15 protein-coding genes are annotated in these 16,865 nt (G+C 50.1%); 12 read left to right on the top strand and 3 right to left on the bottom strand.

What is annotated here, in order from left to right; translation table 11 throughout:
- The first annotated feature begins 29 nt into the window (after window positions 1-29).
- Window positions 30-770 (top strand): DUF4184 family protein, encoded by a 741-nt coding sequence (locus QQK89_RS27940; protein ID WP_284242048.1) that lies wholly within the window; start codon window positions 30-32, stop codon window positions 768-770.
- A 107-nt stretch (window positions 771-877) separates the two neighbouring features.
- The gene (locus QQK89_RS27935; protein ID WP_284242046.1) at window positions 878-1,576 is read left to right on the top strand and encodes a type 1 glutamine amidotransferase; all 699 of its coding nucleotides are present in this window, start codon (window positions 878-880) and stop codon (window positions 1,574-1,576) included.
- A 47-nt stretch (window positions 1,577-1,623) separates the two neighbouring features.
- Here QQK89_RS27935 and QQK89_RS27930 read toward each other — a convergent pair whose 3' ends face one another.
- The gene (locus tag QQK89_RS27930; protein WP_284242045.1) at window positions 1,624-1,968 is read right to left on the bottom strand and encodes a P-II family nitrogen regulator; all 345 of its coding nucleotides are present in this window, start codon (window positions 1,966-1,968) and stop codon (window positions 1,624-1,626) included.
- Between the two features lie 3 nt (window positions 1,969-1,971).
- Window positions 1,972-3,387: an ammonium transporter gene (locus QQK89_RS27925; RefSeq protein WP_284242044.1), complete on the bottom strand. Its 1,416-nt coding sequence runs from the start codon at window positions 3,385-3,387 to the stop codon at window positions 1,972-1,974.
- 226 nt (window positions 3,388-3,613) lie between these two features.
- Between QQK89_RS27925 and QQK89_RS27920 the strand changes: the two genes are divergently transcribed.
- From QQK89_RS27920 to QQK89_RS27910, 3 genes are all read left to right on the top strand, one after another.
- Entirely contained in the window at window positions 3,614-5,557 is a 1,944-nt protein-coding gene (locus QQK89_RS27920) for a primary-amine oxidase (RefSeq protein ID WP_284242043.1), read from the top strand.
- A 29-nt stretch (window positions 5,558-5,586) separates the two neighbouring features.
- Window positions 5,587-5,940 (top strand): hypothetical protein, encoded by a 354-nt coding sequence (locus QQK89_RS27915; protein ID WP_284242042.1) that lies wholly within the window; start codon window positions 5,587-5,589, stop codon window positions 5,938-5,940.
- A 93-nt stretch (window positions 5,941-6,033) separates the two neighbouring features.
- Window positions 6,034-6,810, top strand: a complete 777-nt coding sequence (locus QQK89_RS27910) for an IclR family transcriptional regulator (protein ID WP_284242041.1) — start codon at window positions 6,034-6,036, stop codon at window positions 6,808-6,810.
- A gap of 18 nt (window positions 6,811-6,828) precedes the next feature.
- Here the strand turns inward: QQK89_RS27910 and QQK89_RS27905 are convergent, their stop codons facing one another.
- On the bottom strand, window positions 6,829-7,758 hold the full coding sequence (locus QQK89_RS27905) for a helix-turn-helix domain-containing protein (RefSeq protein ID WP_284242040.1): 930 nt from the start codon (window positions 7,756-7,758) through the stop codon (window positions 6,829-6,831).
- Window positions 7,759-7,881: 123 nt separating this feature from the next.
- Here QQK89_RS27905 and QQK89_RS27900 point away from each other — a divergent pair, with 123 nt between their 5' ends.
- From QQK89_RS27900 to QQK89_RS27870, 7 genes are all read left to right on the top strand, one after another.
- Window positions 7,882-8,769, top strand: coding sequence for a sugar phosphate isomerase/epimerase family protein (locus QQK89_RS27900; RefSeq protein WP_284242039.1), 888 nt, complete (start codon window positions 7,882-7,884; stop codon window positions 8,767-8,769).
- Window positions 8,770-8,785: 16 nt separating this feature from the next.
- Window positions 8,786-9,838: a Gfo/Idh/MocA family protein gene (locus QQK89_RS27895; protein WP_284242038.1), complete on the top strand. Its 1,053-nt coding sequence runs from the start codon at window positions 8,786-8,788 to the stop codon at window positions 9,836-9,838.
- A 150-nt stretch (window positions 9,839-9,988) separates the two neighbouring features.
- On the top strand, window positions 9,989-12,058 hold the full coding sequence (locus QQK89_RS27890) for a bifunctional aldolase/short-chain dehydrogenase (protein WP_284242037.1): 2,070 nt from the start codon (window positions 9,989-9,991) through the stop codon (window positions 12,056-12,058).
- 116 nt (window positions 12,059-12,174) lie between these two features.
- Window positions 12,175-13,434 carry an L-rhamnose isomerase gene (gene rhaA, locus QQK89_RS27885; protein WP_284242036.1) on the top strand — a complete coding sequence of 420 codons (1,260 nt, stop codon included), beginning with the start codon at window positions 12,175-12,177 and terminating at the stop codon, window positions 13,432-13,434.
- Between the two features lie 12 nt (window positions 13,435-13,446).
- A complete protein-coding gene (locus QQK89_RS27880; protein WP_284242035.1) occupies window positions 13,447-14,919 on the top strand; it encodes a rhamnulokinase in 1,473 nt (490 codons plus the stop codon).
- A gap of 121 nt (window positions 14,920-15,040) precedes the next feature.
- Window positions 15,041-15,400 carry a BlaI/MecI/CopY family transcriptional regulator gene (locus QQK89_RS27875; protein WP_284242034.1) on the top strand — a complete coding sequence of 120 codons (360 nt, stop codon included), beginning with the start codon at window positions 15,041-15,043 and terminating at the stop codon, window positions 15,398-15,400.
- On the top strand, window positions 15,397-16,836 hold the full coding sequence (locus QQK89_RS27870) for a M56 family metallopeptidase (RefSeq protein ID WP_284242033.1): 1,440 nt from the start codon (window positions 15,397-15,399) through the stop codon (window positions 16,834-16,836). The genes QQK89_RS27875 and QQK89_RS27870 overlap by 4 nt, the downstream gene beginning before the upstream one ends.
- Window positions 16,837-16,865 lie beyond the last annotated feature (29 nt).

Raw genomic sequence — 16,865 nt, 5'->3', positions numbered from 1 at the left:
AATTTTCGAATAGATTGGGGCCGTATGGAATGCCTTATACGTTAGCTCATCCGATATTTGCTTATCCATTGAAATACCTGAACCGCAATCTATTAAGCACAACGGGTCTCGTGCTGGGGAGCATGGGGCCGGATTTAGAATATTTTATCCACTTGGAACCGCATCAGACGATTGGGCATACCTTCCTTGGGCTTCTATTACAGGTAATTCCGCTTAGTATTGTGCTGGGGTTGTTGTTTCATTATGTCATCAAAACACCACTCGCCTTGCATTTGCCTTCTCTATTTCATCTGGACAAACGTGCTTATCGCTTGTTAAATCGCTGGAGCAGGAGAAGTTTTACGGCATGGTTTTATTACTTGATATCCGTAGTGATCGGGTTCTACACACATCTATTGGTCGACGGATTTACGCATGAGAGAGGGTATTTTGTCCATCATTTGGATGTTCTGAATCAAACGGTTCTGCTAAATCTCCCTTTGTATAAAATGCTGCAATACAGCTTTTCTTTGCTCGGACTGTTTGCCGTATTCCTGACGATTCTATATAAATTGTTCAAAAGTGTTCCGGAGACTGAGGGTTTTGTCGCTGTTCCTTCCCAACAGAAGTGGATGTATTGGATGGTTGTATCGTTGTGGGTGGTGCTGCTAACCGGCTTGAAGTTAAATGCCAGCAGCCTGCCGGCTATTAGTATCATCGTTGTGGCGCCAGTATCAGGCGTTGCCGTAGGACTTGTTGTCGCTTCGATGATTTATAGAAGAGTATTATAAATCATCGCTTTCCCATTATGCGAGAAAACAGTGTCGAGACTTCCCGTTCTCAACTTTACAATAAGACTATACACAATCGAACGCGTTTCACACTGGAGGGAATAGAGATGAACATACTCGCATTTCGGCATTTTGATTTTGATGATAGCAGCGCATTCTCGGAATGGGCGCAATGGGGCGGACATGAACTTACGGTCGTGGATCCGGAGGTCTCGTTAGAACGGGAATGGCTCGATTCAACCGATCTTCTCCTCATTCTCGGAGGTCCGATGAGTATCTATCAAGAGAAGGAATACCCATGGCTCGCGGAAGAGAAACGATTCGTGAAGTCCGCGATGGATCGTCATATAAAGATCATTGGCATCTGTTTTGGCGCCCAAATGCTAGCGGAGCTTCTAGGAGCAAAGGTGTACCGGCATACGGCGAAGGAGATCGGTTGGCACCGGATTGAGCGGACAGGCGAGGAGCATCCCTGGTTATCGCAGATGCCATCTCAGTTTCATTCGTTTCAATGGCATGGCGATACTTTTGATTTGCCGGAAGGCGCGAGGCTGCTGGCTCGTTCGGAAGCGTGCGGACATCAGGCTTTTGCTTACGGGGATCATGTGCTGGCGCTTCAATTCCATCTGGAGACATCGCCGGCGTGCATGGAGCAGATGTTAACGCGCTGGTCCGGCGAATTGGTAGATTCGCCATATATCCAAACAGCCGAGCAGATTCGCGGCAACATGTTTCGCGCGGCAGATTCCTTTCAAATGCTGCATCAAGTGTTAGATCAGGCAACGAGAATACAAGCAAAAGCATGATGACATCAGAACCCTCCGAGCGTACATCCGCCGGAGGGTTCATTTGTTTATTGGCCTAAGGCGGCTTGGCCATGTTCGCCGGTTCGGATCCGTATAACGTCGGCTACATCCGTTACGAAGATTTTGCCATCGCCAATTTGGCCTGTTCTTGCCGCTTCGATAACCGCTTCAACGGCCTCCTCGAAGAGATCATCGCTAACAACCGTTTCGATTTTATTCTTGAGTATGAAGTCGGTCTGGTATTCAATTCCGCGGTATAACGTACGCGTTCCTTTCTGAATGCCTTGGCCGCGGACGTCGCTGATCGTCATGCCGCTAATTCCGATGGAATGAAGGGCTGCGGTTACGCTGCTTAGTTTTTCCGGTCGGATAATAATAGTGAGAAGCTTCATCGTCTATACTCCTTTCATCTCGGGATTGGCGGTTAACATGCTGCCGGTTGGCTGGAATTCGGCTTGCGGTCGGACTAGCAAGCCGCTGTTCATGGCTTCAAACGTGTTATAGGCGTTCTCGCCGTGCAGACTGAGGTCGAGACCGGTTAACTCCTGCTCCTCGGATACCCGCAGAGAGGTGAATAAGGAGATAACTTTGAGAATGACGAATGTGCCAACAGCGGCAAGACCAACGGCTACCAGGACATCGACAGCTTGAATGAATACTTGCTTGCCGTTACCGTAGATCAGACCGTCGACACCGGCAGGGTTCACCTTTGTACTGGAGAAAATGCCGGTAGCAATCGCCCCCCATATGCCTCCAATGCCGTGGATGCCAAATACGTCAAGGGAATCGTCGTATTGCAGCTTGGCTTTCACCACATGAAGGCCCCAATAGCAAATGACGCCAGCTAGCGCGCCGATCGGAATGGCGGACAGGACGGATACAAAACCCGCCGCAGGCGTAATCGCGACTAATCCGGCAATGACGCCGGTCACGGCGCCAACAAGCGTTGCTTTTCCCCGCAGCTTCCATTCCATGGCCATCCAGGCAACGCCGCCTGCGGCTGCGGCAACCTGCGTAGTAACAACCGCAAGGCTGGCTAAACCGCCCGAAGCAAGGGCGCTGCCCGCATTAAAGCCAAACCATCCGAACCAGAGGCACATCGCGCCAATCATAAAGAAGATCAAGTTATGAGGGGGGAGCGTACGGCTTGGGAAGGATCGACGCTTGCCAACCATCAAAGCCGCGACCAGCGCGCTGACGCCTGATAAAATATGGACGACCGTTCCGCCGGCAAAGTCCAATCCTCCGAGCTTCGACAGCCATCCGCCGCCCCATGCCCAGAACGCCATTGGAGCATAGACGAATGTCACCCACAAAACGGCGAAGATGATCCAGACGTTAAACTTGATTCTCTCGGCTACTCCACCGGAGATCAAAGCGGTTGTAATGGCTGCAAACATGCCTTGATACATGGCAAAGATCAGATGGGGGATCGTAAGCCCTTCCTTCGCGCCTGTTCCAACGTCATGGAAGCCTAGAAAATCAAAGCCTCCGAATACGCCTCCAATTCCTGGCCCAAATGCAAAGCTATACCCCCAAAGCACCCATACGAGAGTGACGATGACAAACGCGCTTAAGCTATGCATGACCGTTGATAAAATATTCCGTTGGCCAACAAGTCCGCCGTAGAACAAGGCCAGACCCGGCATGAACATAAACATGACGAGTACGGTGGCGACAATTATCCAGGTTGTATCGCCCGTGTCCACCACGGCAGCTTCGCCTTCCGCAAAGGCGGAAAAGGGTATTGCGGTGAAGAGGAAGATAAAGGTTGAAACGATGGATAAGTACTTTTTCCAAGAAGACAGCATGTAAGTCCCTCCTATTTAGATATATGTTATGTTTCTTGACGCAATTATGGCTGAAAAGGGGTGGAGAGAGAATGAGAATATCCCGATATGTGAGAAATCTCAAAAATTAGCAAAAATCAAATTGAAATTTTCTCACTATTCGGGAAATTGAGGTTTGATAGACGAAATATACGAGATATTATTGTCACATAACTTAACATCAACTAAACGAAATGAGGAGATTAACATGAATCAAACGACATTAACGTTAGCCCATCATCCCCTTGAGCCACTAACAAGAGAGGAAATGAGCGCCGCTGTCCGGATTGTGAAAGAACAACAACAGCTCACGGCATCGGACCGTTTCGTCATGGTTGCTTTGAAAGAACCGAAGAAAGAAGTCGTTATCGGATATGACGGCTCCAAGCCGTTTGAGAGAGAAGCATTTATCATTATTTTGAATAATCAACAGAACGCAACGTACGAAGCCGTGATCTCGCTGACTAGGCAAAAGGTTACATCCTGGGTGCATGTGCCTGGCGTACAACCGACCATTATGCTTGATGAACAGGCGGAATGCGAGCTTGCCGTAAGGAAGAGCCCGCTATTCATAGAAGCCTTGGAGCGGTTAGACATCCACGCGCCCGAATTAGTCATGGTAGATCTCTGGTCGCCGGGTAACTGGGGCACAGAAGAGGACGCGACTCTACGTCTCGCCCGGCCATTATGTTTCCTTCGCGTCGACGAGACAGATAACGGTTATGCAAGGCCGTTGCCGCTAGTTCCCATTGTGGATCTGAACACGATGGAAGTGCTCCGGGTGGAAGAATACGAATATACGACAATGCCGAGCAAAGAGTATAATTACACGCCTGACCGGGTTGGCCCGCTCAGAAGCGGGATCAAGCCGGTAGAGATTACGCAGCCGGAAGGACCTAGCTTTACGATTAATGGCCATGAAGTAGAATGGCAGAATTGGAAATTCCGAATCGGATTTAACGCGAGAGAAGGTCTGACGCTTCATACGTTGTCTTATCAGGACGAAGGCCGCGAGCGTCCGGTATTGTACCGTGGTTCGTTATCGGAGATGGTTGTGCCGTATGGCGATCCGGGGCCGATCCAGAACCGCAAGAATGCCTTCGACAGCGGCGAATACGGGATCGGGCAGCTAGCGAATAGCCTGGAGCTTGGTTGTGACTGCGTGGGGTATATCAAATATTTCGATGGCGTGATGACAGACAGCAAAGGCGATTTGTTTGTAATCAAAAATGCTATCTGCATGCATGAGGAAGACTTCGGCATCTTATGGAAGCATACGGATTGGCGTACAAACGATGTAGAGGTAAGACGCTCCCGCCGATTGGTCATCTCTTCGATCTCGACCGTTGCCAACTATGAATATGGCTTCTTCTGGTATCTGTATCAGGACGGCAACATCCAGTTCGAGGTTAAGTTGACCGGCATACTGTCAACGGCGGGTCTCCATCCGGGAGAGACGCCGAAATACGGTAATCTGGTCGGTCCGGATTTGTATGCGCCCAACCATCAGCATTTCTTCAACGTTCGTCTGGATATGCAGATTGATGGCAACGAGAACTCGGTCTACGAAGTAAATGTCGTGCCGGAGGAGCTTGGCGAGAACAACCCCCGGGAGAATGCTTTTTACGCCAAGTCCACTTTGCTAGCATCGGAGCGACAAGGCAAACGGGATATTAAGCTGGAAACCGCGAGATATTGGAAGTTTGTCAATGATAATGTGAAGAACGAGCTGGGACAGTCCGTGGGTTACAAAATCGTAACGGGCGAGAACTGCTTCCCGTTTGCATCGGATCAATCCAGCTTGATCAAGCGGGCAGGCTTTATCAAGCACCATCTGTGGGTGACCCCATACGAAGAGGATGAAATGTATGCCTCCGGCAAATATCCGAATCAGCATCTTGGCGGAGAGGGCTTGTCCGCCTGGGTGGAGAAGGACCGCAATATCGCCAATACCGATGTGGTCGTCTGGTACACGATGGGGCATACCCATGTGCCGCGTCCGGAAGACTGGCCGGTTATGCCGGCCGCCTATATCGGCTTTATGCTGAAGCCGGTCAGCTTCTTCAATCAAAGCCCGGCCATTAATCTGCCTCCTCAAGCGAAGAAGAAATATTGCGGCAGCTCGGTTCATTCGGACGGTTGCCAAAGCTAAACGCCGGGACAGGGCAAAGGAGGATGTCCATGATCAAGCTGAGACACATGAGTCTGGAGTCCAAATATTCCGTGTTGTCGCTCGCCTCCGTATCCGGCGTGCTGCTCCTGCATATCGTTCATTGGTCCGCCATGCCGCTGCTCATGGGAGCCGCAAGCCAGATGCACGCACACCATCATGAGATGGGCGACAACCCTTCTTTTCTAATAAGTACGCTTATGATGGTTCTTTTTATAGTCAATTTAATTAGCATGTACTTTGCCGGCAGGCAGCTTATAGCGGCCGTGATGAGGAAAGGAAGCCATACGGGGCACTCGGTATTGTGCACGGGGTTGTCGATAGGGGTTCTATGTATTGGGTTCTATACAATGGCTTCCTTTTGAGATTCTAATTCGCGGATTGCCAAATGATAAACTTCCATTTTACAATAAGGTAGAATAGGTTATGTTCGAAAATCTGACATGGAGGTAAAGCTCATGTCCGTTATCTCAAAGGCCATACAAATCCTCGATTATCTTGTGCCGCAAGGGAGCGAGAAGGAAGTTAGCGTGACGGAAATCAGTCGCGAGCTGGATATGCCGGTGCAAAGCGTGCACCGCATTCTAACTTCCTTGTCCGATCACGGGTTTGTCTCCCAGAACAGCAAATCCAAGAAGTATAAGCTTGGACTCTCTATCATGAAATATGGCTTCTTGATGTGGGACAGCTTGCGATTCCGCTCGATCGCCCGCCCGTTTATGGAGGAGTTATCGAAACAAACGAAGGAAACCGTCTATTTGGCTACCCGGGAGAACACGGAAGGGGTCTATATCGACAACATCGATTCGCCCCAGCTGCTCAAAATATCGGAGCCCATCGGACTCCGTCTGCCGCTCGTGATCGGCGCCTCGAATCGGGTTATTCTAGCTTACATGACAGCCAATGCGAGAGAATCAATTCTGAACCAGATTGAATGGGACGAATTGCCATCCTTGCGTCCTTTGACGAGAGAGTACATATCCAATGATCTCGAGCAAATTCGCAAACGCGGGTACGCCATTACCTCGGGCGAAGCGACGGAAGGAACGACAGGCATTGGCGCGCCGATATTTTCTTACGAGAATACGGTCATAGGCTCGCTCAACTGTGCGGGACCAACGCTCCGGTTTACGGCGGAGAACATTGAGAAGTACAGCTATTACGTGAAAAAATACGCCGATTTGATCTCGCAGGAGCTTGGCTATAGGCATTTGTACAGAGTTAGCGAAAAATAGAAATATAACGAAATCCCCTTAGGCGATTGGTTCGCTTAAGGGGATTTTGGTTGTTTCAGCCTGTAGTTTTCTCACCTGGGAAGGCGCGACGCTTTTATATTTCTTGTACATTTTCGTGAAATAGTTGGAGTTGTCGCAGCCGACCATGCCGGCAATTTCGGTAATCGTAAGATGGCCGGCGAGCAGCAGCCGTTCGGCTTCGTTCACGCGGCATACGTTAACGTAATCGATAAACGTGCGGCCCGTCAGCTTTTTGAACATTTTGCAGAAATGATGGACGTTCAGGTTCATTCGTTTGGCCGCGTCCACAACGGTTTGCTTGTCCGCGAAACTCGCTTCGATATATTCGATCAGAGATTTGAACCTTTCCCGGTTCTGCACATACTGATTGGTCGCTTGCTCGGGAAGCTGCTGCGGCAGAAATTTGCGGGACAACAAGGTGAGCAGCATATGCAGCTGTGATTTGACCATTAGCTGATAGCCAGGCTGCTTCGCCGTAAATTCGGCATTCGCTTGCTCCAGTAAGTAATAATGGTCTGCGCAAGAGGGGTCAACTTGCGTCGGTTTGACGGGAAGCTGAACATGTCCTTCCAAGTAAGGCAGCACATATTTCGTATGCATAGAGTCATGCATCCAATTCTGAAACAGCGAGCTGTTGAAGACGATGGCCAGGAAGGAAATATCCCCTTCGCATAGGCTGTATCCGACGTGAAGGGCGCCGGCGGGAATAAACAACACATCGCCCGGATGAGCCTCGTAAGATTCGCTGTCTATATGAAATATGCCGCTGCCTTGCTGCATAACGATAATCTCGAAATGTTCATGCCAGTGCAAATAAAGAATCAAATCTCCCGGTTGCTTCTGATGGGAGCGGTTACGGAAAATCTGGACCGGATGCGTCTTTTCATCAATCCTTGTATTCTCGCGCAGTTCCTTCGGATAACTCATGAAAGTCTCAACTCCACAATATAGGACTAGTAAAACACAAGAATGGTAGAGAACCGTCACGCCTCCCGCGCTATACTGAGGTTGCAATTCCAATAATTCCACGAAACAGGAGAGGTTACCGATATGAATCATTTGCTTCGAATTGGAACTTTAGTTGGCGGAGGCGATGCCGTCCGCGTTATTCCGCAAATTGCGCCGCATGGCTTTGAGTCGTACAGTCTGACGTTCTGGCAAACAACGGGTTCTACCGACCTGGTTGAAACGGCAAAACGCGTTCGCGAGCTTTCAGATGAATTCGGTTTCATTATATCGACGGTTGGCATATTTGGCAATCCGCTGACAGGCGCAGGCGATAATGCGGACACGCTGGCGAGCTGGGAGAGACTGATTGATCACGCGCATTTATTCGGTACGGATATCGTATCGGGTTTTACCGGCCGATTAACCGGCGAATCCATCGACAGCTCTATTCCCCGTTATGCGGAAGTGTTTGGCGAATTGGGCAGACGGGCGGCTGACAAAGGCGTTCGAATTGCGTTCGAGAACTGCGATATGGGCGGAACTTGGGAGAGCGGCGATTGGAACATTGCCCATAATCCTACCGCCTGGGAGATGATGTTTACCGCGATTCCATCGGACAACATCGGATTGCAATGGGAACCTTGCCACCAGATGGTATCCCTCATTGATCCGATTCCCCAGCTTCGCAAATGGGTGAACAAAGTGTTCCACGTACATGGCAAAGACGCGACAATCGCTTGGGATATTGTAAAAGAACACGGCATCCATGGACCAAAGCCGTTTGTATGGCACCGGACGCCGGGCTTTGGCGACACGAATTGGACGGATATCATTACGATTCTTCGTCAAGCCGGCTATCAAGGCACGATCGATATCGAAGGCTGGCATGACCCGGTATACCGCGACGAGCTGGAGATGACGGGGCAAGTTCATGCATTGAACTATTTGAAGCAATGCCGCGGCGGACAGATTGTGCCGAATCCGAAATAGGGAGTGGACAACAAGTATGAGCGTAAATTATAAGGTCGTTATAGCCGGCTGCGGAGGCATGTCGAACATATGGATTGATACGGCTCTCGAACGGGAAGATACGGAAATCGTAGCATTGGTTGATATTAAACAAGAATTCGCCGAGACAATGAAGGGCAAAAAGGGACTGAATTGCCGTACGTTTACGGATCTGGCCGAAGCTATCAAAGAGACTGGCGCCAATCTCGTATTTGACGTGACGATTCCGGCAAGCCATCACCATATTGCCAGCACGGCTATGCAGCATAATTGCGACATATTTGGGGAGAAGCCGCTTGCGGAGACGCCAGAGGAATGCAAAGATTTGATCCGGATTGCGGAAGAGACCGGGAAATCCCATGCCGTCATGCAGAACCGCCGGTTTGATCCGCGGATCCGTTCTTTGCGCCATTTGCTTGAAGCGGGCACAATCGGCAAGCCGGGCTTCGTGAATGCGGACTTTTTCCTCGGTCCTCATTTTGGCGGATTCCGGGAAACGATGGCAAGTCCGTTGCTGCTCGATATGGCCATCCATACGTTTGACCAGGCTAGATTTATAATGGGTGCGGATCCGGTATCGGTCTACTGCCACGAATTTAATCCTCCGGGCTCCTGGTATGAAGGAGCGGCCGCTGCCGTCTGTATCTTTGAAATGTCGGACGGTTCTGTCTTTAACTATCGCGGTTCCTGGTGCGCGGAAGGGGCGAACACGTCCTGGGAAGCGGATTGGAGAATTACGGGCGAGAAAGGGACGGCGATCTGGAACGGACATGATGCGCCTTATGCGGAAGTGATCGCGCCAGAGCCGCAGGACGGTAAGTTTATTCGATCTTTTGAGCGCGTGGAAGCAGATTCGGAAGTCTATCAAACCTATTCGCAGAGAACCGGTCATCCGGGCTGCCTGGATGAAATGTTCCTTTCCTTGCAGGAGAACCGCAGGGCGGAGACCGACAGCAGGGATAACCAATACAGCATGGCAATGGTGAACGCGGCAATCGAAAGCGCGCGGATCGGGCAAAAAGTAAGGATCGATAAGTTTATTCAAAAATAACGTTCGACCATAAGCAAAGAGCGGGAGCTGTCCCGCTCTTTTGTTTTTGAATATATTTGTTTGTGTCCGAAATATTTTTGTTTTCAAATACAAACAAACATGTTACTATCGGAACATAAAGATAAAACAACGTATTCGGAGGTAAACAAAATGGTACAAAGCTTATGGCAATCATCTGATGCTTCTAAATTTACGAATGGACTTGACCAACTGGTATACCGCTCCAACCTAATCGGCGCAGACCGCCGCGTGTGCAATATTTATGGCGGCAATACTTCGACTAAAACGACGGTTACCGACTTCCGCGGCCGCGATATCGAAGTCATGTATGTGAAAGGTAGCGGTTCGGACCTTGGTTCCATGAAAGCGGCGAACTTCACCGGACTTCGCATGGAAGACATTCGTCCATTGTTCGAGCGTGAAGCGATGACTGACGAAGAGATGGTCGCTTATCTTGGCAATTGCATGATTGAGGCGAAACATCCGCGTGCTTCGATCGAAACTTTGCTGCATGCCTTCCTGCCGTTCAAGCATGTTGACCATACGCATCCGGACGCGATTATCAGCTTGTGCTGCGCCGATAATGGCCGTCACTTGGCAGAGGAGATTTTCGGCAACCGCTTCGTATGGGTGCCTTACGTACGTCCAGGCTTTACGCTGTCGAAGATGATTGCGGAAGGCGTGCTCGCGAATCCCAACGCCGAGCTTGTTCTGATGGAGAAGCATGGTCTAGTCACATGGGGCGAGACAAGCGAAGAATGTTATGCGCAAACGGTCAAGATCATTAATGAAGCAGAAGCTTTCATCGAAGCCCGCGTAAGCGAGGCGAAATTATTCGGCGGCGTGAAGCATGAAGCGTTTCCGGCAGACGTTCGCCGTCAAATCGTATCGCAAGTCATGCCAACGATCCGCGGTGCGGTATCCGACGTGAAGAAAATGATTCTTTCCTACGACGACCAAGCGGATGTGCTTGCTTTCGTTGGTGGTGCGGACGCTCCGCAGCTATCCCAAGTAGGCGCGGCTTGCCCGGATCATCTCGTTCATACAAAGGTTGTTCCGCTCTTCATCGATTGGACGCCAAACGCAGAGGATATCGACGGTCTGAAGTCGAAATTGATTGAAGGCGTTGCCGCTTATAAAGAGCAATACAAAGCGTACTTCGAGGAAAACAAAAACGATGGCGACGTCATGTTCGAAGCAGCACCGCGCGTTATTCTGATTCCGGGTCTTGGCATGATCAACACAGGCAAAAGCTGGGCTCTGTCGCAAGTTAGCGGCGCTTTGTACCATCGCGCAATTGCCGTTATGCGCGGCGCTACGGCGCTCGGCAACTTCGTATCGCTAAGCGCGAACGAGTCTTATAACGTAGAATACTGGCCGCTTGAGCTTTACAAGCTGTCGCTTGCTCCGGCAGAAGCCGAGTTCTCCCGCAAGGTTGCTTTCATTACGGGCGGCGCCGGCGGGATCGGCAGCGAGACAGCTCGTCGCTTCGTATCGGAAGGCGCGCATGTCGTGCTTGCCGACTTGAATCTGGAAGGCGCGCAAAAGGTAGCGCAAGAAATTAACGACAAATACGGCGAGAACCGGGCTTACGCGGTAAAGATGGACGTTACCGACGAACAGGCCGTTCAAGCTGCTTATGCCGAAGTATCTCTCGTGTACGGCGGCGTCGATATTATCGTCAACAACGCGGGACTTGCTACGTCCAGCCCATTTGACGAAACTTCCCTCAAAGAGTGGAACCTGAACATCAACGTGCTTGGCACGGGTTATTTCCTGGTTGCCCGCGAAGCGTTCAAGCTGATGAAGCAACAAGGCATCGGCGGCAACATGGTCTTTATCGGCTCCAAAAACTCGATCTTCGCAGGAAAAAGCGTAACGGCTTACAGCTCGGCGAAAGCGCTGGAGGCTCATCTTGCCCGCTGTATCGCGGCGGAAGGCGGCGAATTCGGCATTCGCGTCAATACGATTCTGCCGGATGCCATTCTTCAAGGTTCTGCGATTTGGAATGGCGCATGGCGCAATGAACGTGCGGCGGCTTACGGGATCGAACCGGATCAACTGGAAGAGCATTACCGCAAACGCACGACTTTGCTGGTAAACATTTATCCACGAGACATTGCGGAAGGGATTGCCTTCTTCGCGTCTTCCAAGGCCGACAAAACAACCGGCTGCATGCTGACGATTGACGGCGGCGTACCGGCTGCATTCACACGATAGTAAATAGTAAGAATTGCTGCCAAAAGCAGCACCAATTCTTTTAAAGTACATGCTTACGAAGCAAGAATTGCTGCCAAAAAGCAGCACCAATTCTTTTGAGGAGGTTCCATATACCGATGGATCCAATTGTGAAGCAAGCTTATGAAGCGGCAAAAGCATTATATGCCCAGCACGGCATTGATACGGATGACGTATTGCGCAAGCTTGAGACGATTAAAGTCTCCATGCATTGCTGGCAAGGCGATGACGTCAAAGGTTTCTTGAACGCGGATCAGGAATTAACGGGAGGAATCTCGGTTACCGGTCAATATCCGGGCGCGGCAAGAACGCCGGAGGAGCTTCGCTCCGATCTCGAGAAAGCTTTCGCTCTTATTCCCGGCAAACATAAGGTTAATCTTCATGCCATCTATACCGATACCGACGAAAAGGTAGAACTCGATCAGCTGGAACCACGCCATTACGAGCGCTGGGTAACATGGGCGAAGGAGCAAGGACTCGGACTGGATTTCAATCCGACCTGCTTCTCCCATGAGAAATCAAGCGACGGTTTTACGCTCAGCCATCCCGACGAAGACATTCGCCAATTCTGGATTGACCACTGCAAAGCTTCCCGCCGAATCGGCGCTTATTTCGGTGAACAATTAGGCCAGACTTGCGTAACAAACGTCTGGGTTCCGGACGGCTTCAAGGATAATCCGGTAGACCGCATGACGCCGCGCAAACGGCTGAAGGCTTCGCTTGACGAAGTGTTTGCCGAACCGCTTGATCCTTCCTATAACCTGGATGCCGTGGAGAGCAAGCTGTTTGGGCTTGGTTCTGAAGCTTATGTCGTAGGTTCTCATGAGTTTTATATGGGTTACGGTTTGCAAAACAACAAGCTGATCTGTCTGGACGCGGGACACTTCCATCCAACGGAAGTGATTTCGAATAAATTGTCTTCCCTTGCTCTATTTACAAGCGGCATTCTTCTTCATGTTAGCCGTCCGATGAGATGGGACAGCGATCATGTCGTTATTATGGACGACGAGCTGATCGAAATCGGCCGCGAATTGGTGCGCCATGACCTGCTGGGAACTACCCATATCGGCCTTGACTTCTTCGACGCCAGCATTAACCGCGTTGCTGCTTGGGTTGTGGGTACGCGCAACACGATTAAAGCCTTGCTCCGCGCGATGCTCGAGCCTGTAGAGACGCTAAAGAAGTTAGAGCTGGAAGGCGATTATACTTCGCGTCTGGCTTTGACGGAGGAATTCAAATCGTATCCGTTTGGCGCCATTTGGGATTACTATTGCGAAGCGCAAGGCGTGCCTGTCCGCGAGCAATGGATTGCCGAAGTCAAAGAATACGAACAAAACGTGTTGCTGCAGCGCGGTTAGGAGGGCGACCGATTGCCTAACATACTTGCATTTGACCTCGGCGCAAGCAGCGGTCGCGCGATATTGGGTAGCTTGAAGGACGGCAAGATCGTAACCGAAGAGCTGCATCGCTTTCCGAATGATCCGGTGCAGACGGGCGATCGTCTGCATTGGGACATTCTTCGGCTATACCATGAGATCAAGCAGGGTTTGCTCAAAGCCAAGCATCAGGGCGTTCAACCCGTTAGTATCGGAATCGATTCGTGGGCGGTCGACTATGGATTGATTGGCAGCGACGGCAGCTTGCTCGGCAATCCTCTTCATTATCGTGACCGTTCCAGTAACGGGATGATGGAGAAGCTGCAGGAAGAGCTGACATCTGCCGAAATTTTCAAACGGACGGGGATTCAGTTTTTGCCGTTCAATACGATTTATCAACTCTATGCGGCCAAGATCAATCAATCGCCGCAGCTTGATTCGGCCAAACATTTTCTCATGATTCCCGATTTGCTGCGATATTTCTTAACTGGTGAAATGTACAACGAGTTCTCTAATGCTTCAACGACCCAGCTTTATAATCCGCTCGGCCAGAATTGGGATGAAGACTTGTTGCAACATCTTGGTTTGCCGAAGGCATTATTTGGACAAGTGCTTCAGCCTGGCTCGCCGGCCGGTTTCTTGCAGCCATCGGTTCAAGAGGAGCTGGGGCTTGGTCCGATTGCCGTTCATGCGGTAGCGGAACATGATACGGCTTCAGCGGTAGTGGCCGTACCGGCCACTGACCGGTCTTTTGCTTATTTGAGCTGCGGGACTTGGTCGCTTCTAGGGACGGAAGTATCGGAGCCCGTCATGACGGAAGAAGCGTTACGGCTTAATTTTACGAACGAGGGCGGCTTTGGCGGTACGTACCGGTTGCTGAAAAACATAATGGGACTTTGGATTCTACAGGAATGCCGAAGAGAATGGGAGCGGGTTGGCCGCAACTATAGCTTCCCCGAGCTTGTGAAGCTTGCAGGCGAAGCACCGGCATTCCAGTCCTTCATTGAACCGGATGATCCAGCGTTTATGGCTCCCGGCGATATGCCTAGCAGGGTGAAGGAATATTGCGGGAAGACTAATCAGCCGGTTCCTGAAGAGGTTGGCGCGATTGTACGCTGCATTCTGGAAAGCCTTGCATTCAAATACCGTTACGTGCTTGAATTGACGGAGCGGTTATCCGGCCAGCAATTTAAGGGTCTGCACATGGTTGGCGGAGGCATTCATAATACGCTTCTGTGCCAATGGACGGCGAATGCCATTGGCAAGCCGGTATGGGCAGGACCTGCGGAAGGAAGCGCGATCGGCAACCTGGCCGTGCAATGGATCGCCAATGGCGAGTTTGCGGATATATGGGAAGCACGCCAGGCGATTAGAGAGTCTTTCCCGGTTACGGTATACGACCCTAACCAAACGAATGTTTGGAATGATGGATACGGACGGTATTTGGCACTAACCAATCTTCGTTAATAGAACTGCCCGAGAGAACATCTCGGGCAGTTTTTCGTATTGCTTGACAGGAGAGGTTTACTGCAATAAACTTCAAACATGAAGGTTTATTAAGATAAACCTATCCGGGAGGTCGGTAAGGTTGGAAGCCTATAAATTATTTGACGCAGAATACAAGTTTGCCTGTCTGGTCTGGGAGCATGAACCTGTTAATTCTACCGAACTCGTGAAGTTAAGCAAATCGAAGCTAGGCTGGAGTAAATCAACGACGTATACCGTGCTTAGAAAGCTTTGCGAGAGAGGGATACTGCATAATGAACAGGCAGCGGTGACTTCACTTGTCAAAAAAGCCGACGCGCAGAAGTATGAGAGCCAGACCGTGATCGAGAAAGCGTTCGACGGTTCTTTGCCGCAATTTCTGACGGCTTTCCTCGGAGGCAAGAAATTAACTCCAAAAGAGGCGGAAGAGCTTAAAAAAATTATCGAGGACTCTACGATATGACGGGGCTGTTTATTACGATCGTAAATATGAGCATAACGGCTAGTTATGTAGCCCTGGCAGTCATAATCGCTAGATGTTTGCTTAAGCGGGTGCCCAAGATTTTCTCTTATATCCTCTGGTCGGCCGTGGCAATCAGGCTCTTGATTCCCGTGAGCTATACGTCTGCGTTCAGTCTCATGAAGCTAGTACAACCAGCCTCTCGCCAGGAAACAAGAATATTGGAGTATGTGCCGCATGACATTGGTTTGCAGAAAAATCCTGTGTTGGATGTCGGAATGAGCAGTATAAGGCAGCTGTTTCCTCTTCCGAAAGCAGCCCTAGGCGCAAGCATGAATCCGATGCAGTTATATATTGGGCTGGGGATGATGATCTGGCTGACAGGGGTAGTCGCTCTCTTGGCGTATACCGTTTACTCCTATCTGAGAGTCAGGCGAACGGTCAGAACCGCAACGTTAGTGAGAGATCGTATTTTCGAGACTGACCGGATTACAACGCCCTTTGTATTTGGCATCATAAGGCCGCGAATCTACATCCCGACCGGTATTCCCGAACAGGGGCTTCGTTATATGGTCGAGCATGAGCTTGTTCACATTCGAAGAGGAGATCATATCGTCAAGCCTATTGCGTATTTATTGTTGATAGTTCATTGGTTTAATCCCCTGATGTGGCTCTCCTATAGGCTAATGACCAAAGACATGGAAATGTCATGCGATGAGCGAGTTGTTCGTGCAATGGGGGATGGTAGCAAGACAGGATATGCCACGGCTTTGCTTAGCATTGCGATAGACCGAAGCCATTTGCGGTTGCCCGGTCCGCTTGCTTTCGGAGAATCCGACGTGAAGGCTAGAATTAAAAACATTCTCGCTTTCCGTCAACCTTCATCCAAGCTTGTGGTTGTGATTCTGTTCTTTGTTGGAATGTTGGTGACGGGTTTCCTTGCGAATCCGAAGCCCATTCAACCTTCCGCATTGCCATTGCAATCGACAGTTACGGACAATGATCAAATCTACGATTTGGATAAGTTAATGGCGAACCAAACGCTGTACGTCGGCAATGCTTCCAAGGTCGGAGGATTGATTAGCGGACTTCCTCATCCGCAAGGCATGGAAGGAAAAGGGATGGAGCTGCAGACAAAAGAGGAGCCTTATGGGGTTACGATTATTTATGAACTAACCAATACAGAACAATCGAAAGGGACGGATCTCTATTACCGGAATGCCATCCTATTGCTGAGTTTAATTAATAACGTCGATTATATTACCTACAGAATTAACCATAAGATCAGCGATAGAGAGTCGAGCGCGATGGAGATTACAATCTCGAGGGCTGAAGCCAACCAAATCATTGGCGAGGATGTCCGTCATTTTGCCGAGAGTAAGCAAAGTGTGAGGAAACTGATCGATCGAGTTGAATATTTGTATAATGGACAACATTAAGCTAACCGGCAAAACAAGAAACCGCTCCA

The sequence above is a fragment of the Paenibacillus glycanilyticus genome (genome assembly GCF_030161375.1).
Classification (GTDB): domain Bacteria; phylum Bacillota; class Bacilli; order Paenibacillales; family Paenibacillaceae; genus Pristimantibacillus; species Pristimantibacillus glycanilyticus_B.
This window is presented reverse-complemented; position numbering and strand designations above follow the sequence as displayed.